Source organism: Amycolatopsis vancoresmycina, from assembly GCF_000716785.1.
Taxonomy (GTDB): domain Bacteria; phylum Actinomycetota; class Actinomycetes; order Mycobacteriales; family Pseudonocardiaceae; genus Amycolatopsis; species Amycolatopsis vancoresmycina.
Genome location: NZ_JNYY01000007.1, coordinates 271,404 through 293,091, shown reverse-complemented (window position 1 = coordinate 293,091; position 21,688 = coordinate 271,404). Strand labels below are relative to the sequence as shown.

25 protein-coding genes are annotated in these 21,688 nt (G+C 71.8%); 17 read left to right on the top strand and 8 right to left on the bottom strand.

What is annotated here, in order from left to right; translation table 11 throughout:
- Nucleotides 1-36: 36 nt before the first annotated feature.
- On the bottom strand, nt 37-759 hold the full coding sequence (locus tag OO60_RS19725) for a FadR/GntR family transcriptional regulator (protein WP_003070043.1): 723 nt from the start codon (nt 757-759) through the stop codon (nt 37-39).
- 80 nt (nt 760-839) lie between these two features.
- On the opposite strand from OO60_RS19725, the gene OO60_RS19720 reads away from it, so the two are divergent.
- The 3 genes from OO60_RS19720 to OO60_RS19710 are packed head-to-tail and all read left to right on the top strand — an operon-like array spanning nt 840 to nt 2,999.
- Nucleotides 840-1,178, top strand: a complete 339-nt coding sequence (locus OO60_RS19720; protein ID WP_003070046.1) for an L-rhamnose mutarotase — start codon at nt 840-842, stop codon at nt 1,176-1,178.
- 4 nt (nt 1,179-1,182) lie between these two features.
- A complete protein-coding gene (locus tag OO60_RS19715; protein WP_003070049.1) occupies nt 1,183-2,151 on the top strand; it encodes an aldo/keto reductase in 969 nt (322 codons plus the stop codon).
- Nucleotides 2,148-2,999, top strand: coding sequence for an amidohydrolase family protein (locus tag OO60_RS19710; protein ID WP_003070051.1), 852 nt, complete (start codon nt 2,148-2,150; stop codon nt 2,997-2,999). The genes OO60_RS19715 and OO60_RS19710 overlap by 4 nt, the downstream gene beginning before the upstream one ends.
- Nucleotides 3,000-3,032: 33 nt before the next feature.
- Here the strand turns inward: OO60_RS19710 and shbA are convergent, their stop codons facing one another.
- The 4 genes from shbA to OO60_RS19690 form a co-directional block, all read right to left on the bottom strand.
- Nucleotides 3,033-3,689: an RNA polymerase sigma factor ShbA gene (shbA, locus tag OO60_RS19705; RefSeq protein ID WP_003070055.1), complete on the bottom strand. Its 657-nt coding sequence runs from the start codon at nt 3,687-3,689 to the stop codon at nt 3,033-3,035.
- 253 nt (nt 3,690-3,942) lie between these two features.
- On the bottom strand, nt 3,943-4,239 hold the full coding sequence (locus OO60_RS19700) for a DUF202 domain-containing protein (RefSeq protein ID WP_003070060.1): 297 nt from the start codon (nt 4,237-4,239) through the stop codon (nt 3,943-3,945).
- Between the two features lie 172 nt (nt 4,240-4,411).
- Nucleotides 4,412-4,765: a YidH family protein gene (locus tag OO60_RS19695; RefSeq protein ID WP_003070062.1), complete on the bottom strand. Its 354-nt coding sequence runs from the start codon at nt 4,763-4,765 to the stop codon at nt 4,412-4,414.
- A gap of 115 nt (nt 4,766-4,880) precedes the next feature.
- Nucleotides 4,881-5,360 (bottom strand): GtrA family protein, encoded by a 480-nt coding sequence (locus tag OO60_RS19690; protein ID WP_003070066.1) that lies wholly within the window; start codon nt 5,358-5,360, stop codon nt 4,881-4,883.
- Nucleotides 5,361-5,505: 145 nt separating this feature from the next.
- Here OO60_RS19690 and OO60_RS19685 point away from each other — a divergent pair, with 145 nt between their 5' ends.
- Together OO60_RS19685 and OO60_RS19680 are read left to right on the top strand one after the other, a co-directional pair.
- Entirely contained in the window at nt 5,506-5,916 is a 411-nt protein-coding gene (locus OO60_RS19685) for a hypothetical protein (RefSeq protein WP_003070071.1), read from the top strand.
- 82 nt (nt 5,917-5,998) lie between these two features.
- Entirely contained in the window at nt 5,999-6,292 is a 294-nt protein-coding gene (locus OO60_RS19680) for an iron-sulfur cluster biosynthesis family protein (RefSeq protein WP_003070074.1), read from the top strand.
- Between the two features lie 94 nt (nt 6,293-6,386).
- Here OO60_RS19680 and OO60_RS19675 read toward each other — a convergent pair whose 3' ends face one another.
- The 3 genes from OO60_RS19675 to OO60_RS19665 are packed head-to-tail and all read right to left on the bottom strand — an operon-like array spanning nt 6,387 to nt 10,570.
- On the bottom strand, nt 6,387-7,502 hold the full coding sequence (locus OO60_RS19675) for a glycerate kinase (protein WP_003070077.1): 1,116 nt from the start codon (nt 7,500-7,502) through the stop codon (nt 6,387-6,389).
- Complete coding sequence (locus OO60_RS19670) at nt 7,499-8,443, bottom strand: 2-hydroxyacid dehydrogenase (RefSeq protein ID WP_003070080.1); 945 nt, start codon at nt 8,441-8,443, stop codon at nt 7,499-7,501. Before OO60_RS19670 ends, OO60_RS19675 begins: the two co-directional genes overlap by 4 nt.
- A gap of 30 nt (nt 8,444-8,473) precedes the next feature.
- Nucleotides 8,474-10,570 carry an alpha-galactosidase gene (locus OO60_RS19665; RefSeq protein WP_003070082.1) on the bottom strand — a complete coding sequence of 699 codons (2,097 nt, stop codon included), beginning with the start codon at nt 10,568-10,570 and terminating at the stop codon, nt 8,474-8,476.
- Nucleotides 10,571-10,646: 76 nt separating this feature from the next.
- On the opposite strand from OO60_RS19665, the gene OO60_RS19660 reads away from it, so the two are divergent.
- The 12 genes from OO60_RS19660 to pcaC all read left to right on the top strand — a co-directional run bounded on the left by OO60_RS19660 (nt 10,647) and on the right by pcaC (nt 21,685).
- Nucleotides 10,647-11,816, top strand: a complete 1,170-nt coding sequence (locus OO60_RS19660; protein ID WP_240490637.1) for an ROK family protein — start codon at nt 10,647-10,649, stop codon at nt 11,814-11,816.
- Nucleotides 11,817-11,835: 19 nt separating this feature from the next.
- Nucleotides 11,836-13,098 (top strand): ABC transporter substrate-binding protein, encoded by a 1,263-nt coding sequence (locus OO60_RS19655; protein WP_003070088.1) that lies wholly within the window; start codon nt 11,836-11,838, stop codon nt 13,096-13,098.
- Nucleotides 13,095-14,051 carry a carbohydrate ABC transporter permease gene (locus OO60_RS19650; protein WP_003070091.1) on the top strand — a complete coding sequence of 319 codons (957 nt, stop codon included), beginning with the start codon at nt 13,095-13,097 and terminating at the stop codon, nt 14,049-14,051. The genes OO60_RS19655 and OO60_RS19650 overlap by 4 nt, the downstream gene beginning before the upstream one ends.
- Nucleotides 14,051-14,884, top strand: a complete 834-nt coding sequence (locus tag OO60_RS19645) for a carbohydrate ABC transporter permease (RefSeq protein ID WP_003070094.1) — start codon at nt 14,051-14,053, stop codon at nt 14,882-14,884. The genes OO60_RS19650 and OO60_RS19645 overlap by 1 nt, the downstream gene beginning before the upstream one ends.
- Nucleotides 14,885-14,908: 24 nt before the next feature.
- Nucleotides 14,909-16,216, top strand: a complete 1,308-nt coding sequence (locus OO60_RS19640; RefSeq protein ID WP_003070098.1) for a glycoside hydrolase family 27 protein — start codon at nt 14,909-14,911, stop codon at nt 16,214-16,216.
- A 119-nt stretch (nt 16,217-16,335) separates the two neighbouring features.
- Nucleotides 16,336-17,145 carry a CoA transferase subunit A gene (locus OO60_RS19635; protein ID WP_003070101.1) on the top strand — a complete coding sequence of 270 codons (810 nt, stop codon included), beginning with the start codon at nt 16,336-16,338 and terminating at the stop codon, nt 17,143-17,145.
- Between the two features lie 23 nt (nt 17,146-17,168).
- Nucleotides 17,169-17,900, top strand: a complete 732-nt coding sequence (locus OO60_RS19630; protein ID WP_205624121.1) for a CoA-transferase subunit beta — start codon at nt 17,169-17,171, stop codon at nt 17,898-17,900.
- Between the two features lie 132 nt (nt 17,901-18,032).
- Entirely contained in the window at nt 18,033-19,214 is a 1,182-nt protein-coding gene (locus OO60_RS19625) for a thiolase family protein (RefSeq protein ID WP_003070108.1), read from the top strand.
- An 11-nt stretch (nt 19,215-19,225) separates the two neighbouring features.
- A complete protein-coding gene (gene pcaH / locus OO60_RS19620) occupies nt 19,226-19,960 on the top strand; it encodes a protocatechuate 3,4-dioxygenase subunit beta (protein ID WP_003070112.1) in 735 nt (244 codons plus the stop codon).
- Nucleotides 19,960-20,514, top strand: a complete 555-nt coding sequence (gene pcaG, locus OO60_RS19615) for a protocatechuate 3,4-dioxygenase subunit alpha (protein ID WP_003070116.1) — start codon at nt 19,960-19,962, stop codon at nt 20,512-20,514. The genes pcaH and pcaG overlap by 1 nt, the downstream gene beginning before the upstream one ends.
- Complete coding sequence (gene pcaD / locus OO60_RS19610) at nt 20,511-21,287, top strand: 3-oxoadipate enol-lactonase (RefSeq protein WP_003070119.1); 777 nt, start codon at nt 20,511-20,513, stop codon at nt 21,285-21,287. The genes pcaG and pcaD overlap by 4 nt, the downstream gene beginning before the upstream one ends.
- Nucleotides 21,284-21,685, top strand: coding sequence for a 4-carboxymuconolactone decarboxylase (gene pcaC / locus OO60_RS19605; RefSeq protein WP_003070122.1), 402 nt, complete (start codon nt 21,284-21,286; stop codon nt 21,683-21,685). The genes pcaD and pcaC overlap by 4 nt, the downstream gene beginning before the upstream one ends.
- Nucleotides 21,686-21,688 lie beyond the last annotated feature (3 nt).

The window sequence follows — 21,688 nt, the reverse complement described above, 5'->3', positions numbered from 1 at the left end:
TTTCTCACTCACGAGGGTGGGAAGGGGAGTGTGGTGTTACGAGGCTTCGGCGGCGGGTTCGTCAGGGGTCGTCGGGTCGTCCGCGGTGCCCAGGGCGTTGCGCAGCCACTGCTCCACGCCCGCGACGTGCACGGTCGCCCACGAGCGGGCCAGTTCCGGCTCGCGCGCGGCGATCGCCTCGTAGATCGCCGTGTGCTGTTCGCGGGTCTTCGCGACCGCGCCCTCCTGCGTGAGGCCGCGCCAGATGCGGGCGCGGGCGGTGGGCCCGGAAAGGCTGTCGAGCAGCGAGCAGAGCACGGGGTTGCCGGAGCCGTCGGCGATCTTGCGGTGGAACTGCAGGTCGTTGGCGACCAGCGCCTCCACGGTCGGCGAGTCCTCCAGCTCGCTGAGCAGCGCGCCCAGCTCGGTGATGTCGTCGTCGCTCATGTGCAGCGCGGCCAGCGCGGTCGCGGCGGGCTCCAGGATCCGGCGCACGGCCAGGAAGTCGAGCACGGTGTCGTCGCGGTGGAAGTCGACCACGAACGTCATGGCGTCGAGCAGCAGGTTGGGCTCGAGGCTGGTGACGTACGTGCCGTCGCCCTGCCGGACGTCGAGCACGCGGATCAGGCACAACGCCTTCACCGCCTCCCGCAGGGAGCTGCGCGAAAGCCCGAGCCGCTGGGCCAGCTCGGCCTCCTTGGGCAGCCGGTCGCCCGGGGCGAGCTCCCCGGAGATGATCATGTCCTTGATCTTGTCGATCGCGACATCGGTGACGGGCACGGTGTCCGCCCTTCCCTGCAACAGACCTCGGATGTTTCGTGGTGCTCCCCAGCGTGCCACGTTCCGGCGAAGGAGTGGTGATGACCCACCAGGCCAGCCCGCAAAGAGTGGCTCTGCACACCCGGCTCAAGCCCGGCAAGGAGGCCGAGTACGAGTCCGTCCACGCGGTCATCCCGCCCGAGCTCGACACCGCGCTGCGCGAAGCCGGCGTCCGGACGTGGCGGATCTGGCGTAACGGTCTCGACCTCTTCCACGTCGTCGAAGTCGACGACTACGCGGCGATGCGGGCGGCGTTGCGGGACCACCCCGCCAACGTCCCGTGGCAGGCCCGGATGGCCGAGCTGCTGGCCGTCGAAGACGACTACTCCGGCGGCGACACCGGCATCGGGCTGGTCTGGGAACTGCCGGAAAAGGAGTGACGCGTTGGAACTCTCCCTGTCCCCGCTCGGTCTCGGCTGCGCGCAGCTGGGCAACCTCTACCACGCGATCAGCGACGAGACGGCGGCCGCGACCGTGCGCCGCGCGTGGGACGAGGGCATCCGCTACTTCGACACCGCGCCGCACTACGGCCTCGGCCTGTCCGAGATCCGCCTCGGTGCGGCGCTGCGCTCGTACCCGCGCGAGGAGTACGTGCTGTCGACGAAGGTCGGGCGCGTGCTCGAGCCGAACCCGGACGGCGCCGGCGAGCTGGACGACCAGGGCTTCGCCGTCCCGGCGGCGTACAAGCGCCGGTGGGACTTCAGCCGCGACGGCGTCCTGCGGTCGTTCGAGGACAGCTTGACCCGGCTGCGGCTCGACCGCGTCGACGTCGTGTACGTCCACGACCCCGACGACCACTTCGACGAAGCGCTGCGCGGTGCCTTCCCGGCGCTGCGGGAACTGCGGGAGCAGGGCGTGATCGGCGCGTTCGGCGCCGGGATGAACCAGACGCGGCTGCCCGCCGAGTTCGTCCGCCGCACCGACCTCGACATCCTGCTCGTGGCCGGCCGGTACACGCTGCTCGACCAGCCGGCCCTGGACGAGCTGTTCCCGCTGTGCGCCGAGCGCGGCGTCACGGTGGTCGTCGGCGGCGCGTTCAACGGCGGCATCCTGGCGACCGCCGAGCCGGGGCGCGTCTACGACTACGCCGAGGCGCCGCCGGAGCTGGTCGAGCGGGCGCGGCGGATCGCGGAGATCTGCGCGCGGCACGGCGTCGAGCTGCCGGAAGCCGCGCTCGCGCTGCCGATGGCGCATCCTGCGGTGGCGTCGGTCGTCGTCGGCGCGCATGATCCGGAGCAGGTCGGCGTCAACGCGCGGCGGGCGCGGGCCGTCGTGCCGCCGGAGCTGTGGACCGAGCTCGTCGACGCCGGGCTGCTGCGCGCAGACGTCGTCATCGCCGAAGGAGTCTCATGATCGATGCGCACCACCACCTGTGGGACCCGTCGCGGCGCGACTACCCCTGGATGGCGGGGGACGCGCTCGACCCGATCCGCCGCCCGTACACCGTCGAGGACCTGCGCGCGGTGACGAAGGCGGCGGGGGTGCACGCGACGATCCTGGTCCAGACGGTGTCGTCGGCCGAGGAGACCGAGGAGTTCCTCGAGCTGGCGGCGGCGGAACCGGTCGTCGCGGGCGTGGTCGGCTGGGTGGACCTCACGGCGCCGGACGTCGCCGACCGGCTGGCCGCCCTCGACGGACCCCTGGCCGGGATCCGGCACCAGGTGGAGACCGAGCCGGACGACGACTGGCTGCTGCGTCCCGCGGTGCTGGCCGGGCTGGGCGCGGTGGCGGCGGCCGGGCTGACGTTCGACCTGCTGGTCCGGGCGCCCCAGCTGCCCGCGGCGGCCTCCCTGGCGGCGCGGCTGCCGGAGCTGCGGCTGGTGCTGGACCACGCGGCGAAGCCCCCGATCGCGGCGAGGGAGTGGGAGCCGTGGGCGTCCGGCGTGGCCGCGCTGGCGGCGCACGAGAACGTGGTGTGCAAGCTGTCCGGGCTGGTCACCGAGGCGGACTGGTCCGGGTGGGAGGTCGGGCACCTGCGCCGGTACGTGGACCACGTGCTGGACGTGTTCGGCCCGGGCCGGCTGCTGTTCGGCTCGGACTGGCCGGTCTGCGAACTGGCGGCGTCCTACGAGGTGGTCGTGGACGCGGCGATCGCGCTGACCGGATCGCTGTCGGACGCCGAGCGCCTGGCCGTGTTCGAGCACAACGCTCGCGCGGCCTACCGCCTGGATGCGAGCGGGGACACCCCCTCCAGGGGGTAAAAGGGTGTCCCCGCCCGCCGCGGGCGTGGTCTGTCAGAACTCTTCGTCGCGGATCATGCCGCGCAGCCGGGTCAGGGCCCGGTGCTGCGTCACGCGGACGTTGCCCGGGGAGATCCCGAGCGCTTCGGCGGTTTCGGTCGCCGAGAAGCCGACGGCGATGCGCAGGGTCAGGATCTCCTGCTGCACGCGCGGCAGGGAGGCGAGCAGCTTGCCGAGGCGGGCGCCGAGGTCGAGGTGCAGGGCGTGGCTTTCGGGTTCGTTGCCGGCGACGAGCGGGCGCTCCGGGAGCTCGGGGACGGGCTCGGAGCGGTCGCGGGCGACGGCGCGGTAGGCGTCGGCGACCTTGTTGGCGGCGATCGCGTGGACGAGGTAGAGGAAGGAACCGCCGCGGTCCTGGTAGTCGGGCAGGGCCTTGAGGACGGCGAGGCAGACCTCCTGGGCGACGTCGTCGGCCGAGAGGTAGGAGAGGTCGCGGCCGCCCATGCGCGCGCGGCAGTAGCGGACCACCACCGGCTCGATCATCTGCAGCAGCGAGTGGATCGCGGCCGGGTTGCCCCCGCCGGCGTCCTTGACCAGGGGGTCGAGATCTTCCTTGGTGAGCCGCCCGTTGGGACGGGGCAGATGCTCGGGGGCCCGATAATCGCGAAGCGCGGAAGCGGATTCTTCGGTGATGCTCGGCGGTGCTGTCATGGTCGTCTCCCCGGCCGACCCTCGACCGTCGCTGCCGGGGGTTCAACACTCCGTAACTGTTCAATCGCAGATGCTCCGGGAGATCCGGGCCGATCTGCGCTCCGTGCGACGCAGGGTAATCGTAAGCACCTCCACCCGAGTCAGTCCAGATTTCAACGACCAATACCCCGTTAGCAGGAGCGACCGTGATGTTCCCGCGACCAGGCGCCGCACATTGCGATTAATCTGTTTCAGGATGTGCCGACTTCACCCGTCAGTGGAGGATGACCACGGAGGCGGCAGTCGCGGTCACGGCGAGCGACGCGATCGCGGGCAGTACCGGACTCGGCGGCCCGGGTTCGGGGGCGCGCAGGGCGCGTTCCCGCCGGGCGCCGATGGCTGCCAGCAGGGCGGATGTAACGGCGGCGAGCAGAACGGGGATGACACTGAGGCCCCAGTGGTGCTGCGCGGCCGAGTGAAGGAGCAGCGCGGTGCAGGCGGCGGAGGCCAGTGCGGTCCGCCGCCAGGCGAGCCCGGTCCGGGCGGCCTGGGCGCCGGCGGGGCTGGTCACGGCCGGATCCCGGTCGGCATGACGGTACTTATGACGTCACGATAATCGCGAACGAGCGGTATTCGCGGCCGGCGGGCAGCCGGGCCGAGGCCGGCGCCACCTTTTCGCCGGAGGTCCCGGGCGGCGGAGCGGGTGCCGGCGGTGGTCACCGTCCGCTGCGGGTGCGCGTCCCTCACGAGAGCACCAGCAACACGGCCGCGGCGACGGTGAGGGCGAGCAGCCCCCCGGTGAGGACCAGGATCAGCCGGCTCGGCGGCAGCGGTTCCCCGGCCCGCATGGCGACCTGGACCCGCCGCCACCGCGGGTAGGCGGTCGCGGCGAGGACGGCGGCCAGCACGACGCAGAGCCCGGCGAGAACAGCACTGGCGGCGGCGGGCGACGGCACGAGCTGGTGCACGGCCACGCCCCCGGCGAGCAGCCCGAGGGCGGTGCGCAGCCAGGCGAGGAAGGTGCGTTCGTTGGCCAGGGTGAACCGGTAGTCCGGCTCGGTGCCGCCCGCATGGGGCTTGATGTCGTCGGGGGCCACGGGTGCAGACGCTAGCCGGTGTGGGCGGTCGCGGCCGGTCCGGTGCGGGTGCGCTGGATGGGGTGGCGGGGGTGCGGCCGGTTCGGGGATAAGGGGCTGAGTGGGTCGGCGGCCGTCAGCTGGTGTGTGCGGCTGCGGCCGGTTCGGTCTGGTGGGCGAAGACCCACCAGCGCAGCACCGCGAAGCGCACGAACCCGCCGACCAGGCTGGCCAGCAGCAGCGTGCCGGTCTCCTCCCACGATGTCGGCCGGTCCACGATCGCGTCGAGGATCGCCAGCACCGCCGAGCCGTAGCCGGCGTAGAACGCGAACGTGAGCAGGTCCTGCAGGTGCCGCTTCCCGGCGTTGCTGCGCCGGCCGGCGAACGTGACTCGGCGGTGGAACTCGGTGTTGCCGACCGTGGTCAGCGCGATCGCGACCAGGTTCGCGACCTGGGAGCCGAGCTCGTCGCGCAGCAGGAGGAACAGGACGGCCTGGAGGCCGGTCGTCACCACGCCGGCCACCACGTACCACGCGGCGTGCGTGCCCAGCTCGTGGTGGCGGTCCGGATCGGTGGCGAGCAGCCGGCGATCCGGTGCGCACCTGGTGGTGGCCATGATCCCAACCTACCTTGCATTCACAAACTTGTGAATGTGTTAAACCCGTTGAAGAAATGTGATCCCCATGACACCGCCGGGTTTCGGGGCCCCGACCAGCGGGGTAGGTCACCGGCGACGACATTTCCGACACCAGGAGACCCCTGTGAGTGACCGTGACTCGGCCGAACCGCAAAGCCTGAGCCCCAGCGAGGCGCTGGACGAGGACGAGCTGCGCGTGGACCCGCTCGAAGCAGGCGTCGAGCCGCCCGAGCACTGGAGTGCCGCGGACCGCTTCGGCACCACGCCCCGCGAGATCCGCGAAGGCGAGCCGATGGCGCTGCGGCTGTCCGAAGAGGTCCCGGACACCGAGCCGGAGCCGATCCCGGACCGGCCACTGGCCGCGACGCCGGCGGCGGAGCTCGACGAAACGATCGAGGACGCCCCGCCGGACTTCGAGCCGGTGGTCCCGGAGGACACGGTGCCGCAGCGGCACACCGGCCCGGACCGGGGCGAGCAGGCGATCTACGCGGGCGAATCGGTGGCCGACGCAATCCGCGCGTCCCGGCAGGGCTGATCCGCTCAGCCTGCACACCCGTTCGGACGCCCCTAGCGTGGGGGCACCAGTGCATCGGACCGCGACGAAGGGAAGGCCGAAGATGCTGACCGTGACCGAAGCCGCCGCCGAGGCGATCACCGCACTGACCAGCCAGGGAGAGGGCGAAGCCGGGCTGCGCCTGGCAGTGCAGAACGCCGACGGGGAAAGCGCCCAGCTGGCCCTGTCGGTCGCCCCCGAACCGGCCGAAGGCGACAGCGTGCTGGGAGCGGAGGAGGGCCCGAAGGTCTTCCTCGAGCCCCAGGCGGCGGCCCTGCTCGACGACAAGGTGCTGGACGTCCAGGAGGACGAAGCCGGCGGCGTGGCCTTCGCCGTGCTGCCCCAGCACACGAGCTGACTGCGGCGGGCGGGCCTTTCGCCGTCGGGTGGGAAGGCCCGTCCGCTCGCGGGCGCGACAGGCTTGGCGAACCGCCGCTTCCGGCGAGGTATCGCTAGCGGGACCGCCACTCCCGAACCAGCTCAGCCGCCCGCGCCCGCAGCAGTTCTCTCGCGTGCGCTCGCGCGTAGTCCAGCGAAGGCGCGTGGTCGATCAGCGCGCTGCTCCCCACCACTCCCAACCGCGCCAACCCGGCGGCATCGAGCTGGATCCGCCCCGCGAGCGCGAGCAGCGGAATTCCCCGCGCCCGCTCGGCGATCCCCGCCGGCGCCTTGCCGTTGAGGCTTTGCTCGTCCAGCGACCCCTCCCCGGTGATCACCAGGTCCGCACCCTCCAGCGCCCGATCGACCCCGGTCAGCCCCGCGATGAGAGCGAACCCGGATTCCACCTTCGCGCCGAGGGCGATCGCCGCGGCCGCGACCCCGCCGCCCGCTCCGGCGCCCGGCACCCGCGTCACGTCCGGCGCTCCGCCCACCTGCAGTGCGTGCGCCCACCGTCCCAGCGCTTCGTCCAACGCCGCCACCTCCGACGGCCCCGCCCCCTTCTGCGGCCCGAACACCGCGGCCGCGCCGTCCGGGCCCAGCAGCGGGTTGGTCACGTCGGTCGCCACCGCCATGCGCACGCCCTCCAGCCGATCGCGCACCGGCGCCAGCTCCGTCGAGGCGACCCGGCCCAGCGTCCCGCCGCCCAGGCCGACCGGTGCGCCGAACGCGTCCAGCACACCGGCCCCGAGCGCGCCGAGCATGCCGGCTCCGCCGTCCGTGCTGGCCGTGCCGCCGACCGTGAGCACCAGCGCCTTCGCGCCGTGGATCAACGCGTCCGCCAGCAGTTCGCCGACGCCCCACGTGTGCGCGGCCAGCGCTGTCGCCGGCGAAGGTTCGACGAATTCGATGCCGCACGCTCGCGCCGATTCGACGTACGCCGTACCGTCGAGCACGGCATAGCGCGCCGGGACCGATTCTTCGAGCGGCCCCCGTACCGTCAGCCGCACGATCCGCGCGCCCGCGGCTTCCAGGACGTCCAGGGTGCCTTCGCCCCCGTCGGCGACCGGGCACGTGACGATCTCCGCGTCCGGCAAGGCATCCCGTACCCCGAGCGCGATCGCCTCCGCGGCCTCGACCGCGGTGAGACTGCCCTTGAACTTGTCCGGCGCGATGACGACCCGGGTCACGGCTGCACCTCCGTCAGCGGGGGACGCCCGGCGAGCACCGCCGCGACGTTGCGCGCGGCCAGCACCGCCATTGCGGTCCGGGTCTCGACCGTCGCCGAGCCCAGGTGCGGGCTCAGCACGACGTCGTCCCGGCCGAGCAGCCGCGGTTCGACCTCCGGTTCCTTTTCGAACACGTCGAGCGCGGCACCGGCGATCTCCCCGGCTTCCAGCGCATCGGCCAGCGCGCCTTCGTCGACGACCGGCCCGCGGGTCGTGTTCACCAGGTACGCGCCCGGTTTCATGGCCCGCAACGCGGCGGCGTCGATCAGGTGCCTCGTCTCGGGTGTCAGCGGGCAGTGCAGCGAAACGACGTCCGAGCGCGCCAGCAGCTCTCCGAACGGCACGTACTCGGCGTCCGTGTCCTGTTTGGACCGTCCGGAGTAGACGATCGACATCCCGAACGCCGCGGCCCGGCGGGCCATCGCCCGGCCGATCTGCCCGAAGCCGACGATGCCCAGCGTCTTGCCCTGCAGCCCGGAGCCGAGCAGGAAGCCGAGGTGGAACGACCAAGGCGTGCGCGAGCGCAGCAGCCGTTCGCCCTCGCCGATCCGCCGCGTGACGGCGAGCAGCAGGCCGAAGGCGAGGTCCGCCGTGGCGTCGGTGAGCACGCCCGGGGTGTTGGTGACGACGATGCCGCGCGAGGCCAGCGCCGGGACGTCGACGTTGTCGTACCCCACCGCGACGTTCGCGACCACCTTCAGCCCCGGACCGGCGGCGTCGGCCAGCGCGCCGTCGAGCCGGTCGTGCAGCATGCCGACCACGGCCGACGCGCCGCCGGCGAACTCGTGCAGTTCGGCAGGCGTCAGCGGACGATCGGCGGGGGAGACCTCTACATCGCCTGCCTCGGCGAGGAGCTTCACCGCGTCGTCGGGAATCCATCGGGTCACCGCGATCTTGGCCACGACGACAGCGTAAGGCACCCCACCGACAATTCAGCCCACGCGAGTCAGCCGCACCACCGCACTCGCGTACCCGCTTCCCGGCAACGAGACGTCCAGCCCGTGGCTCAGCAGCACGGCTCCGTGGTGCACGACGCCGTCCTGATCGCGGTACAGGCCGGCCGGATCCAGCCCCGCGAGCCGCGGCGGGGTGAACGGCCGCGCGAACTCCGTGGGCCGCCGCCAGAAGAACACGACGGCGGAATCGCCGAGCACGTACTGCACCGCCGTCAGCGCCGAGACGGCCGGATCCGCCAGCCGGTACAGCACGCCGTGCTGCACCACGGGCCGGATTTCCTTGTACAGCGCTACGAGCGACGCCGCTTCGGCCAGTTCCCCGGTGCTCCACCGCGGCAGGTCGCCGCCCAGCCCGAGCACGCCCGCCATCGCCACGTGGAACCGGAAGCTCAGCGGCGCCTCCCGGTGCGTGGCCGGGTTCGGGCTGTCGGTGACCCAGGCCGACATCGTGCCGGCGGGGTAGATCTGGCCGTACCCGTGCTGGATGGTGATCCGGTCGGCGGCGTCGGTGTTGTCGGACGCCCAGATCTCGTCGGTGCGCGCGAGGATGCCCAGGTCGGTGCGCCCGCCGCCGCCCGCGCAGCCCTGGATCCGCAGGTCCGGGTGGTCGGCGCGCAACCGGTCCAGGATCGCGTACACCGCCCGGACGTGGCCCACCCACAGGCGTGCGGCGTCGGGTCCCGCGTCCGGCCAGCCCGCCTCGGTGAACGCCCGGTTCATGTCCCACTTGAGATAGTCGATGCCGTGCTCGCCGACCAGCCGGTCGAGCCACTTGTGCGCCCAGTCCGCCACGTCCGGCCGCGCGAAGTTCAGCACGAGCTGGTTGCGCAACGTCGTGCGCGAGCGGTGCGCCATGTGCAGCACCCAGTCGGGGTGCGCGCGGTAGAGGTCGCTGTCCGGGTTGACCATCTCCGGCTCGACCCACAGCCCGAACTGCATCCCGTGCGCGTGCACGGCGTCGGCCAGGGGCTGCAACCCGGCCGGGAAGCGCTGTTCGTTGGCGATCCAGTCGCCGAGCCCGGCGGTGTCGCCGCTGCGGGCGCCGAACCAGCCGTCGTCCATGACGAACAGCTCCGCCCCCAGCCGGGCCGCCGCGGCCGCCAGTTCGGTTTCCGTCCGCTCGTCGACGTCCCAGCCGGTCGCCTCCCAGGAGTTGTAGACGATCGGCCGCAGCTCGTCCGGGTGCGGCTGGACGAACTCGCGGACGTAGGCGTGCCAGCGCCGGCTGCTGCCGCCGAAGCCGTCGGCCGCGTAGAGCCCGGCGAACACCGGTGTCTCCCACGTTTCGCCCGGCTGCAGCCGCCAGGTGACGTGGTCGTGCCCGAACCCGCCGGTCCACGTGACGCGGCCGGTGTGCGTGCGTTCCACCGTGATCCGCCAGCTCCCGCTCCAGGCCAGCGCACTGCTCCACACTTCGCCGGACGTCTCGGTCGCGTCGCCCGCGTCGAGCATCACCCACGGGTTGACCTGGTGGCTGGAGGCGCCGCGACGGCTGGTGAGCGTGGTTTCGCCGACCGGCAGGGGTTCGCGCAGCACGCCGTACTCGGCGCTCCACGCGCCGGACGTCCGGCTCAGCCGCGCGTCCGCGCGCCGGGGGAGCGTCCAGGCCGCGGAATCCGTGCGCAGCAGGGCGATCGGCTCGCCGGAGCCGGTGTGCCGCAGCGACGTCCAGCGCTCGACGACGTCGCCGCGGACGCGGTAGTGCAGGGAGAGTTCGAGGGGGTAGTGGCGGTCGGCGAGCCGCACGACGAGCGCGTCGTCTTCGAGCGCGAAGCCGTCGTAGCGCCACTCGAGCGCCGACGTCCCGTCCGCGTACTGCACGGCCAGCGCCGCGACGCCGAAGAACGCGCCGCCCTCGGCCGGGAGCTCCTGCCGCTCGTCGCCGGGCTCGTCGAAGCTGCTCTCGGCCGGATTGCGGCGCGCGGCGACCTGCGTGGCCTGGGCGAGCGTCAGCGGCGGGCCCCAGTGGACGTGCCGCGGGCGGTCGTCGGCGTCCAGGCGGAAGGCGTACGAGCTCTCGGGGGTGCGCAGCAGCCAGAGCCGGTGCGCGGGGTCGTGTTCGACGAGCGGCATGACCGACAGCGTAGAGCTGACCAGCGCAGAAATAAATTCTTGACGAAGTTAATTAAATCTCTCTACCCTTCCGGCCATGCCTCGCAGTGCACCGGCAAGGGCGCCGATCACCAGTCCCGCGGCCGCGACCGTGTTCACCACGGTCCTGACCGAAGGGCCGGTTTCCCGCGTCGACGTCGCCCGCCGCACCGGGCTCTCCTCCGCCGCGGTCACCAAGGCCGCCCGGCCCTTCATCGAAGCCGGCTACCTCGAAGAACTCGCCGCCGGCGGCCGCACCGCGCCGGGTGCGGGCCGCCCGGCGAACCCGCTGGCCATCCGGCCCGACCGCGAGTACTTCGTCGGCGTCAAGATCACCGGCGACGACCTGATCGGCGTGGTCACCGACCTGCGCGCCGACGTCCGGGCCAGCGCCCACCACGCACTGACCGGCCACGACGTCGAGCACGTCGTCCGCGCGCTGGCCGACCTCGTCGGCGAGCTGCTGACCGGGGACCTCCGCGAGCGCGCCTACTGCCTGGGGGTAGCGGTGTCCGGCGACGTCGACCGCGCGTCCGGTGTCGTCCGGTACTCCCCGTTCCTCGGCTGGCGGGACGTGCCCCTGGCTTCGCTCCTGGAAGGCGCCACCGGGCTCACGGTCACCTTGGAGAACGACGTCAAGGCCCTCGCCGTCGCCGAGCAGTGGTTCGGCGAAGGGGTCGGCGTGTCGTCGTTCGCGCTGGTCACCGTGGGTACCGGCATCGGCAGCGCGCTGGTCGTGCACGGCGACCTGGTCCGCGGTGCCCACGGTGTCGCGGGCGAGATCGGGCACGTCCCGGTCGCCGACGGCGGCCCGCCCTGCCACTGCGGCGGGCGGGGCTGCGTCGAGGCGATCGCGTCCACCGAAGCGATCCTGACGCGCGCCCGGCAGGTCACCGGCGAACCCGGGCTGTCGATGGCCGACGCCGTGACGCGCGCCCGCGGCGGCGACGAGCCGCTGCGGGAGGTCTTCGCCGGGGCGGGGCACGCGATCGGGCTGGGGCTGGCCGCGCTGGTCAACCTGTTCGGCCCGGAACGGGTGGTCGTCTCGGGCGAGGGCGTCGCCACCTACGACCTGTTCGAGGAGCAGATCCGCCGGACCTTCGCGGTCCAGGCGTTCGGCAGCGCCGCCCGGTGCGGCCTGGTCATCCGGCCGCTGCCGTTCGAGGAGTGGGCCCGCGGTGCCGCCGCGGTCGCCGTCCAGAGCCTGTTCGTGTCCGACACCGTTTGAGGAGAGTCCCGTGAGCCCCATGAATCGCCGAAGCTTCCTGGTCGGTTCCGTCCTCTTTGCCGGGGGAGCGGCCCTCGCGGGCTGCACCTCGGACCCGTTGAACAAGAACGCCGCTCCGGGGGCGAAGACCACGCTGCAGCAGTGGTACCACGCGTACGGCGAATCCGGGACGCAGCAGGCGGTCCAGCGGTACGCGCAGGAGTTCACCAAGGCCAACCCGGACATCGCGATCAACGTCAGCTGGATCGCCGGCGACTACGAGACCAAGCTGAACTCGGCGATGCTCACCGCGCAGGCGCCGGACCTGTTCGAGCTCGGCGACTTCCGGTACCAGAACGTCAAGAACGGCCTGCTCGCGCCGCTCGACGACGTCGTCGGCCCGGTCAAGGGCGACTTCAGCCCGGCCGCGCTGGACACCGTGACCGTCGACGGCAAGGTCTACGGCGTCAAGATGATCGACGACGTCATGATGCTGTACTACCGCAAGAGCGCGCTGCAGGCCGCGGGCGTCCAGCCGCCGCAGACGTTCGCCGAGCTGCTCGAAGCGACGCGGAAGCTGAACAACGGCAAGCGGAAGGGCCTGTACGTCGGCACCGACGGCGTCGGCGAAGCGGCGACGCTGCTGCTCTGGTCGTCCGGCGGCGACTTCTTCGACGCGAGCGGCAAGAAGGTCGCCTTCGCCTCGCCCGAAGCGATCGCCGCGATCGGCGGGCTCAAGCAGCTGCACGACACCGGCGGCCTGCTCCAGGGCTACCCGACGGACTGGTCCGACCCGGGCGCGTTCGCCAACGGCGCCACGGCCATGCAGTGGGGCGGGCTGTGGTCGCTGCCGGACATCAAGAAGGCCCTCGGTGACGACTTCGGCGTCGTCGCGTGGCCGAAGTTCGGGGACGCGGGCAAGCAGGTCGCGCGCGTCGGCGGCTGGTACCAGCTGGCCAACGCGAAGTCCGCGAACCTGGACGCCGTCAAGAAGTACCTCGACTGGCTGTGGATCAAGAACGCCGATCTGCAGAAGGACTGGTGCGTCAAGTACGGCTTCCACATCCCGGCCCGCAAGGAGGTCGCCGCGCAGACGACCGAGTTCTCCAGCGGGCCCGCGAAGGACGCCGTGACGATCTCGCAGCAGTTCGGCAAGTCCTATTCGGGGCTGTGGAACAAGGCGTCGGCGACGCTGTTCCTGCAGGCCGCGACGAAGATCGCGAACGGGCAGGCCGACCCGGCCGCCGAGCTCGGCGACGCGGCGAAGAAGGCGCAGGCCGAAGTCGACAAGCAGCTGGCATGACGGCCGTGATGGAGGCCCCGGCCGCGCCGGTGGAGCCCGCGAAGAAGCGTCGCGGACGTCGTGACTGGCGGGCGATCGGCGCGTTCGCGGTGCTCACCGGGCCGGTCGTGCTCGGGCTCGGGCTGTTCAAGTACGTCGCCATCGCGTGGAGCTTCCTGCTCAGCTTCAACGACGCCCGCGGCACCATCACGCTCGGGAACTGGATCGGCTTCGGCAACTACGCGTTCCTGCTGGGCGACGACGCCTTCCTGACATCGTTGACGACGATCGCGGTCTTCACCGTCTTCATCGTGCCGATCACCTTCGTCGCTTCGCTCGGTCTCGCGGTGCTGGTCAACAGCATCAAGCGCGGCAAGGCGTTCTTCCGGACGGTGTTCCTCGTCCCGGCCGCGGTGTCGTACGTCGTCGCGGCGCTGGTGTGGAAGATGGCGCTGTTCAACGGCCTGCCGTCCGGGGTCGCGAACGTCGTCGGCGGGCTGTTCGGCGCCGACCCGGTGCCGTGGCTGTCGACGACGAGCCCGCCGGTGTACTGGGTCGCCGTGGTGACGCTGCGGCTGTGGCTGCAGGTCGGGCTGTACATGATCCTGTTCCTGGCCGGGCTGCAGGCGATTTCGCCGTCGCTGTACGAAGCCGGCGAGCTGGACGGCACGACGAAGTGGCAGGCGTTCCGGTACATCACGCTGCCGCAGCTGCGGAACACGTCGGTGGCGGTGCTGCTGCTGATCCTCATCGCGGCGTTCCAGGCGTTCGACGAGTTCTACAACCTGTTCGGCACCGGCCTGTCCGGCACGGCGACCGCGCCGGTGAAGCCGCCGCTGGTGTACCTGTACGACTCCGCGCTCGGCGACCAGAACTACGGCGTCGGCTCGGCGGGCGCGTTCCTGCTGACGGTGATCATCGTGGCGATCACGCTGCTGCAGGGCCGGTTCGTCGGCTTCGGGAAGAAGGACTGATGGCCGTTCTGCCGGTGTCCCGGAAGGCGCCGAAGTACGTCCTGGCTTCGGTGCTCGCGGTGGTCTTCCTGCTGCCGTTCTACATCATGCTGCGCAACGCGCTGATGACGCGGCAGCAGGTCAGCTCGCCGGACTGGTCCTGGCTGCCGGATCCACTCTCCTGGGTGAACTTCGGCGACCTGTTCGCCGACGCTTCGGTACCGATGGCGCACTCGCTGTGGAACTCGTTCCTGGTCGCGGTCGTCACCGCACCGCTCGGGACGCTGTTCGGCTCGATGGCCGGGTACGCGCTGGCCCGGATCAACGTGCCGGGACGGCGTGCGGTGTTCACGTACGTGCTGGTCACGCTGATGATCCCGCAGTCGGTGACGTTCGTGCCGACGTTCGTCGTCGTCGGCTCGATGGGCGGGGTCAACACCGAGTGGGGCATCATCGCGCCGAACCTGTTCAGCGCGTTCACGGTGATCCTGTTCCGCAACTTCTACCTGCGGTTCCCGGCCGAGATCGAGGAGGCCGGGCGGCTCGACGGGCTCGGCTACCTCGGCGTCTACCGGCGGCTGGTGCTGCCGAACTCGGGGAGCATGATCGCGTCGCTCGGGGCGCTGATGTTCATCGAGAGCTGGAACGCGTTCCTGTGGCCGCTGGTCATCGGGCAGGACCCGTCGTCGTGGACCGCGCAGATCGCCCTTTCGACGTTCCTGACCGCGCAGTCGGTCAACCTGCCGGCGCTGTTCGCCGGCGCTCTGGTCACCATCGCGCCGCTGGTCGCGATGTTCCTGGTCGCCCAGCGGTTCATCATCCGCGGGATCGCGGCGAGCGGGCTGAAGGAGTAGGTCCCCCCGATCGAGGAGTGTTCGATGCAGCGCCTCCTTTCCGTTGTCCTTGCTGTCCTCGGTGTTTCCGCCCTGCTGGTGCCGTCCGCCGACGCGCGGACGCCGTTCGTGAAGCCGTTCATGGGGTGGAGCAGCTGGAGTCTCGAGTCGTCGACCCGCGCGGGTTACGGCACTTCGTGGCTGAACGAGTCGCACGTGCGTGACGCGGCCGACGCGCTGGCTTCGAAGCTGAAGTCCGCCGGCTACACCTACGTCAACATCGATTCCGGCTGGAACGCCTCGCTGTCCTGGGTGTTCCACACCGACGTCAACGGCATTCCCGACGCCGATCCGGCGCGGTTCCCGTCCGGGATCCCGGCGTTGGCCTCCTACGTGCACGCGCGCGGGCTGAAGCTGGGCCTGTACGCGGTGACCGGGCTCGAGAAGGAGGTCTACGACAAGAACGCGCCGATCCTCGGGACGTCGTGCCGCGCCCAGGACATCGCGTACCGGCCGCTGACGCCGTCGAACGGCTGGGGCGGCAACTGGAAGGTCGACTTCACGAACCCGTGTGCGCAGCAGTACTACGACTCGATCGTGGCGCGGTTCGCCTCGTGGGGCGTCGACTTCCTCAAGGTCGACGGGACGACCGCGGACAACGTCGCCGACATCGCGGCGTGGTCCAAGGCGATCGACCGCGCGCGGCGGCCGATGTGGCTGACCGCGAGCGCGTGGCCGGTCCCGCGGTCCATCGGTTCTTCGCTGGCCCCTTACGCCAACGGCGTGCGCGTGGACACCGACGTCGAGTGCTACTGCGAGACGGTGTCCAGCTGGGACAGTTCGGTGAAGGCGCGGTGGGCGGACCTGCCGTCGTGGCTCGGCGTGTTCGGGCCGCAGTACCGGCCGGACCTGGATTCGATGCCGATCAGCAACAACACGGGATCGGGCATCCAGGACGGGCTCTCCGACGTCGAGCGGCAGAGCGTGATGACGTTCTGGTCCATGGCTTCCTCGCCGCTGTACGTCGGGGGAGACATCTACTTCCTGGACGCTTCCGCGGTGTCGATCCTGACGAATCCCGAGGTCATCGCGGTCGACCAGACCGGTTCGTACCCGGCGCAGGTTTCCGGCGGCGCCCTCCAGGTGTGGAAGAAGCGCGCGCCGGACGGCCGGTGGTACGCGGCCGTCTACAACCTGGGTGCCACCCCCGCGGACATCACCGTGGACCTGGGGATCCCCGGCGCACGACCGGTGCGTGACGTCGTCGCGCGCCGGGACCTCGGGCGGTTCCGGGGGTCCTGGACGGCGGCTGCCGTGCCGCCGCACGGTTCGCGGCTGGTGCGCATCGGCTGAACTTCCCCGCGTCATCCATTGGGTGGAAGACGTCTGGTCGGCTCGCCGTCCCCCGTGCTATGTTCGGTTGCAGAACGAGTGTGCGTAATGCGAACAGGCCGATCGGTGTGGAGGGTGTGATGGCGGAGCTGCTGTCGCTGGAGGAGGGCGTGGCCCGGCTGGTGCACGACGGCGACACCGTCGCGCTCGAAGGGTTCACGCACCTCATCCCGGTCGCGGCCGGGCAGGAGATCATCCGGCAACGCCGGCGGGATCTCACGCTGGTGCGCATGACGCCCGACATCGTGTACGACCAGCTCATCGGGGCCGGGTGCGCCCGCAAGCTGATCTTTTCGTGGGGCGGCAACCCGGGCGTGGGCTCGCTGCACCGCTTCCGCGACGCCGTCCAGCACGACTGGCCGGTGCCGCTGGAGATCGAGGAACACAGCCACGCGGGCATGGCGAACCGGTACGTCGCCGGCGCGTCCGGCCTGCCGTTCGCGGTGCTGCGCGGCTACACGGGCACCGACCTGCCCGCCCAGACGGCGACGATCAAGCCGATCACCTGCCCGTTCACCGGTGAACGGCTCACCGCGGTGCCGGCGCTGAACCCGGACGTCACGATCGTCCACGCCCAGCGCGCCGACCGGGACGGCAACGTCCAGATGTGGGGCATCACCGGCGTCCAGAAGGAAGCGGTGCTGGCGGCGAAACGATCGCTGGTGACGGTCGAGGAGATCGTCGGCGAGCTGGAGCCCCGTCCGGGCGCGGTCGTGCTGCCGTCCTGGGTGGTCACGGCGGTGGCCGAGGTCCCGGGTGGCGCGAAGCCGTCGTACGCGGCCGGGTACTACGAGCGGGACAACGCGGCGTACCAGGCGTGGGACGAGGTGGGCCGCGACCGCGAGGAGTTCACGAAGTGGCTGAACGAGCTGACCGGGGTGACGGCGTGAGCGCCGAGTACACGGCCGACGAGATGATGAGCGTCGCGGCCGCCCGCGCGCTCGGCGACGGCATGTCGTGCTTCGTCGGGATCGGCCTGCCGAGCAAGGCGGCGAACCTGGCCCGCCGCGCGCACGCCCCGAACCTGACGCTGATCTACGAGTCCGGCTGCCTGGGCGCCAAGCCGTCCCGGCTGCCGCTGTCCATCGGCGACGGCGAGCTGGCCGACACGGCGGACGCGGTGATCAGCGTCCCGGAGGTGTTCAACTACTGGCTCCAGCCGGGCCGCATCGACGTGGGGTTCCTGGGCGCGGCCCAGCTGGACAAGTTCGGCAACATCAACACGACGGTGATCGGCTCGGACTACCACGACCCGAAGGTCCGGTTGCCGGGCGCGGGCGGCGCCCCGGAGATCGCGGCCTCGTGCGGCGAGGTGTTCGTCGTCCTGCGCCAGAACCCGAGGGCGTTCGTGGAGAAGGTGGACTTCGTGACCTCCTTCGGCCACGGAACGGGCAAGGGCGACCGCGAGAAGCTCGGCCTCCCGGGCCGGGGCCCGACGCTGGTGGTGACGGATCTGGGCCTGCTGCGCCCCGACCCGGAGACGGCGGAGCTGACGTTGACCGAACTGCACCCGGGCGTGCACCTCGACCAGGTCGTCGCGGCAACGGGCTGGAAGCTGAAGGTGGCGGACGACCTGAAGACCACCCCGGCGCCGACCGAGCAGGAGCTGACGGTGCTCCGGGACCTGGAGAAGGCGAGCGCATGACCACCCAGCACCGCGGAAGCCATGGCAGGGTGAACCGATGACCACCACCGGCCCGCGGCCCTCGCCACGAGCGATTCCGGCCGCGCCGAACCCGCTCCTCCCGACCACCCCGCCGACCCGGAAGGCGAGCGCATGACCGACGTCTACGTCCTCGACGCGATCCGCACCCCGTTCGGCCGCTACGGCGGCGCGCTGGCCGGCGTCCGTCCCGACGACCTCGCCGCCGGGGTCCTCAAGGCACTCCGGGACCGCAACGACCTCGATCCGTCCACAGTGGACGAGGTCACCCTCGGCGACGCCAACGGCGCGGGCGAGGACAACCGCAACGTCGCCCGGATGGCCGCCCTCCTCGCGGGCTGGCCGACGACCGTCCCGGGCAGCACCGTCAACCGGCTCTGCGGCTCCGGCCTCGACGCGGCCATCCAGGCCAGCCGCGCGATCCAGGTCGGCGACGCCTCGCTCGTCGTCGCCGGCGGCGTCGAGTCGATGACCCGCTCGCCGCTGGTCATGCCGAAGCCGGAGAAGGCGTTCCCGGCGGGCAACCAGACCCTCTACAACACCGCGCTCGGCTGGCGCATGGTGAACCCGGCGATGCCGTCGCAGTGGACGATCTCCCTCGGCGAGTCCACCGAGCAGCTCGCCGAGCGCTACGGCATCGGCCGTGACGAGCAGGACGCCTTCGCCGCCCGCAGCCACGTCAACGCCGCCAAGGCGTGGGACGACGGCTTCTACGACGACCTCGTCGTCCCGGTCGAGGGCGTGGACCTGGCCCGCGACGAGGGCATCCGCCCGGACTCCAGCCCGGAGAAGCTCGCCAAGCTGAAGCCCGTGTTCCGCAAGGAGAACGGCACCGTCACCGCGGGCAACGCGTCCCCGCTCAACGACGGCGCCTCGGCCCTCCTTCTCGGCGACGAACGGGCCGCGAACCGCCTGGCGAAAGCCCCGCTCGCCCGGATCGCCGGCCGCGGCGCGGCGGGCGTCGACCCGGACGTGTTCGGCATCGGCCCGGTGCGGGCGGCGGAGATCGCCCTCGAACGCGCCGGCATCGGCTGGGACGACCTGGCCGCCGTCGAACTCAACGAAGCCTTCGCCGCGCAGTCGCTGGCCTGCTTGCGCGACTGGAAGGACCTGGACCCGGAGATCGTGAACACCCACGGTGGCGCGATCGCCATCGGGCACCCGCTCGGCGCGTCCGGCGGCCGGATCCTCGGCACCCTGGCGCACGACCTGCACCGCCGCGGCGGGGGCTGGGGCCTCGCCGCCATCTGCATCGGCGTCGGCCAGGGGCTGGCCGTCGTCCTCGAAGGCCGGTAAAGGAGAGAAACGTGGCCACTCCGACCGAATTCAGGCTGCCGCGCTACGGGGAGGACCCCGATGGCACGCACCCGCCCCTGGGCTACCCGGGCTACCGCTCGACGGCGCTGCGGCACCCGAAGCAGGACCTCGTCCTGCTCCCCCAGATGCTGACCGAGGTCACCGGCCCGCTGCTCGGCCCCGGCCGCCTCGGCGAGCACGACAACGACCTCACCCGGCAGCACGCCGGGGAGCCGCAGGGCCAGCGGATCATCGTCACCGGACGGCTCCTCGACGGCGACGGCCGCCCGGTGCGCGACTCGCTCGTCGAGATCTGGCAGGCCAACGCCGGCGGCCGCTACCGCCACACCGGCGACCGCTGGCCGTCGCCGCTCGACCCGAATTTCGACGGCGTCGGGCGCACTCTCACCGACAGCGACGGCCGCTACACCTTCACCACCATCAAGCCCGGCGCGTACCCGTGGAAGAACCACGACAACGCCTGGCGCCCCGCGCACATCCACTTCTCGGTGTTCGGCTCGGCGTTCACCCAGCGGCTGGTCACCCAGATGTACTTCCCGGACGACCCGCTGTTCTCCCAGGACCCGATCTTCAACTCGATCCCGGACGAGAAGGCCCGGCAGCGGATGGTCTCGCGCTACGACCACGAGATCACGCAGGCCGAATGGGCGCTCGGGTTCCAGTTCGACATCGTGCTGCGCGGGCGCGGCGCGTCGGTGTTCGAAGAGGAAGAGGACGAAGACTGATGTCGAGCCTGCTGCCCACTCCTTCGCAGACCGTCGGCCCGTACCTGTCGATCGGGCTGCCCTGGCCCGACGGCCCGCACGTGGTGCCCGAGGGCACGCCCGGCGCGTTCTGGATCCGCGGCACCGTCCGCGACGGCAACGGTGACCTGGTCCCGGACGCCATGATCGAGACCTGGCAAGCCGACCCCGAAGGCGGCTTCCGCCACCCGGACGACCCGCGCGGCGCGGCGGACGGCGAGTTCCGTGGCTTCGGCCGTTGCCCGACCGAGGCCGACGGCACCTACGGGATCCTCACCGTCCTCCCGGGCGTGGTCCCCGGCGAGGGCGGCGCCACCCAGGCCCGGCACATCGACGTGTCGGTGTTCGCGCGCGGCCTGCTGAACCGGGTCGTCACGCGGATCTACTTCGAGGACCAGGACAACACGGCCGACCCGGTGCTGGCGACGGTCCCGCAGGAGCGGCGCGGCACGCTGATCGCGGCGAAAACCGAAGACGGCTACCGCTTCGACGTCCGGCTGCAGGGCGACGGCGAGACCGTCTTCTTCCGGGTATGAGCGCCGTGAAGCTGCACTGGGTCGCGGAAGGTCCCGAGGACGGGCCGGTGGTCGTCTTCGGCGGGTCGCTCGGCAGCGACCTGCGGATGTGGGAACCGCAGGTCGCGCCGCTGGTGGCGCGCGGGTTCCGGGTGGCCCGGTACGACACGCGCGGGCACGGCGCGTCGCCGGTCCCGCCGGGGCCCTACGAGCTCGAAGACCTGGGCGCCGACGTCCTGGCGCTGCTCGACGAGCTCGGCGCCGAGCGGGTGCACCACGTGGGCCTGTCGCTTGGCGGCATGACGGGGATGTGGCTGGGCATCCACGCGCCGGACCGGATCGCGAGCCTGGTGCTGTGCTGCACGTCCGCGAAGCTCGGCCCGCCGTCGATGTGGGCGGAGCGGGCCCGCACGGTCCGCGCCGAAGGCACCGCGGCGGTGGCCGAGGCGGGGGTGAGCCGCTGGCTGACGCCGGCGTACCGCGAACGCCACCCGGAGCGGGCCGAGTTCCTCCGCGCGATGATCGCGGCGGTCCCAGCCGAGGGCTACGCGGCCTGCTGCGGCGCGATCGAGCGGATGGACCTGCTGGAGCTGCTGCCGAAGGTCACCGCACCCACCTTGGTCATCGCGGGCGCGGACGACCCGGCGACTTCGCCGGAGGAGCACGCGCGGCCGATCGCCGAGGGCATCCCCGGCGCGCGGCTGGAGGTCGTGCCCGGCGCCGCGCACCTGGGCAGCTACGAACAGCCGGCGGAGTTCACCCGGCTGATCCTGGACCACTTGGAGCGAACGTGACGGACCGCCACGAGCAGGGCATGAAGGTGCGGCGCGAGGTGCTCGGCGACGAGCACGTCGACCGCGCGGTCGCGGGCACCACGGACTTCAGCCGCCCGTTCCAGGACTACATCACCGAGGGCGCCTGGGGCTCGGTCTGGGCCCGCGACGGCCTGGACCGCCGCACGCGCAGCTGCGTGACGCTGGCGGCGCTGACGGCGTTGCAGGCGCACAACGAGCTGGAGATGCACGTCCGGGCGGCGGTCCGCAACGGCCTGACGGCGGCGGAGATCGGCGAGGTCCTGCTGCACACGGCGGTGTACGCGGGCGCCCCGGCGGCGAACGCGGCGTTCGCCATCGCCCAGCGCACGCTGGCCGAGCTCGGCGAGCCGAGCGCCGTGCCGAAGGACGCCGGATAGGGT

What these genes read in the sequence shown, in the direction of transcription:
- OO60_RS19655 (WP_003070088.1), top strand. Translation starts at nt 11,836, where the DNA reads ATGAATCGCCGAAGCTTCCTGGTCGGTTCCGTCCTCTTTGCCGGGGGA.
- OO60_RS19710 (WP_003070051.1), top strand. Translation starts at nt 2,148, where the DNA reads ATGATCGATGCGCACCACCACCTGTGGGACCCGTCGCGGCGCGACTAC.
- OO60_RS19650 (WP_003070091.1), top strand. Translation starts at nt 13,095, where the DNA reads ATGACGGCCGTGATGGAGGCCCCGGCCGCGCCGGTGGAGCCCGCGAAG.
- OO60_RS19690 (WP_003070066.1), bottom strand. Translation starts at nt 5,360, where the DNA reads ATGGCCACCACCAGGTGCGCACCGGATCGCCGGCTGCTCGCCACCGAT.
- OO60_RS19630 (WP_205624121.1), top strand. Translation starts at nt 17,169, where the DNA reads ATGATGAGCGTCGCGGCCGCCCGCGCGCTCGGCGACGGCATGTCGTGC.
- OO60_RS19720 (WP_003070046.1), top strand. Translation starts at nt 840, where the DNA reads ATGACCCACCAGGCCAGCCCGCAAAGAGTGGCTCTGCACACCCGGCTC.
- OO60_RS19645 (WP_003070094.1), top strand. Translation starts at nt 14,051, where the DNA reads ATGGCCGTTCTGCCGGTGTCCCGGAAGGCGCCGAAGTACGTCCTGGCT.
- shbA (WP_003070055.1), bottom strand. Translation starts at nt 3,689, where the DNA reads ATGACAGCACCGCCGAGCATCACCGAAGAATCCGCTTCCGCGCTTCGC.
- OO60_RS19660 (WP_240490637.1), top strand. Translation starts at nt 10,647, where the DNA reads ATGCCTCGCAGTGCACCGGCAAGGGCGCCGATCACCAGTCCCGCGGCC.
- OO60_RS19625 (WP_003070108.1), top strand. Translation starts at nt 18,033, where the DNA reads ATGACCGACGTCTACGTCCTCGACGCGATCCGCACCCCGTTCGGCCGC.
- pcaG (WP_003070116.1), top strand. Translation starts at nt 19,960, where the DNA reads ATGTCGAGCCTGCTGCCCACTCCTTCGCAGACCGTCGGCCCGTACCTG.
- OO60_RS19640 (WP_003070098.1), top strand. Translation starts at nt 14,909, where the DNA reads ATGCAGCGCCTCCTTTCCGTTGTCCTTGCTGTCCTCGGTGTTTCCGCC.
- OO60_RS19665 (WP_003070082.1), bottom strand. Translation starts at nt 10,570, where the DNA reads ATGCCGCTCGTCGAACACGACCCCGCGCACCGGCTCTGGCTGCTGCGC.
- OO60_RS19635 (WP_003070101.1), top strand. Translation starts at nt 16,336, where the DNA reads ATGGCGGAGCTGCTGTCGCTGGAGGAGGGCGTGGCCCGGCTGGTGCAC.
- OO60_RS19680 (WP_003070074.1), top strand. Translation starts at nt 5,999, where the DNA reads ATGCTGACCGTGACCGAAGCCGCCGCCGAGGCGATCACCGCACTGACC.
- pcaD (WP_003070119.1), top strand. Translation starts at nt 20,511, where the DNA reads ATGAGCGCCGTGAAGCTGCACTGGGTCGCGGAAGGTCCCGAGGACGGG.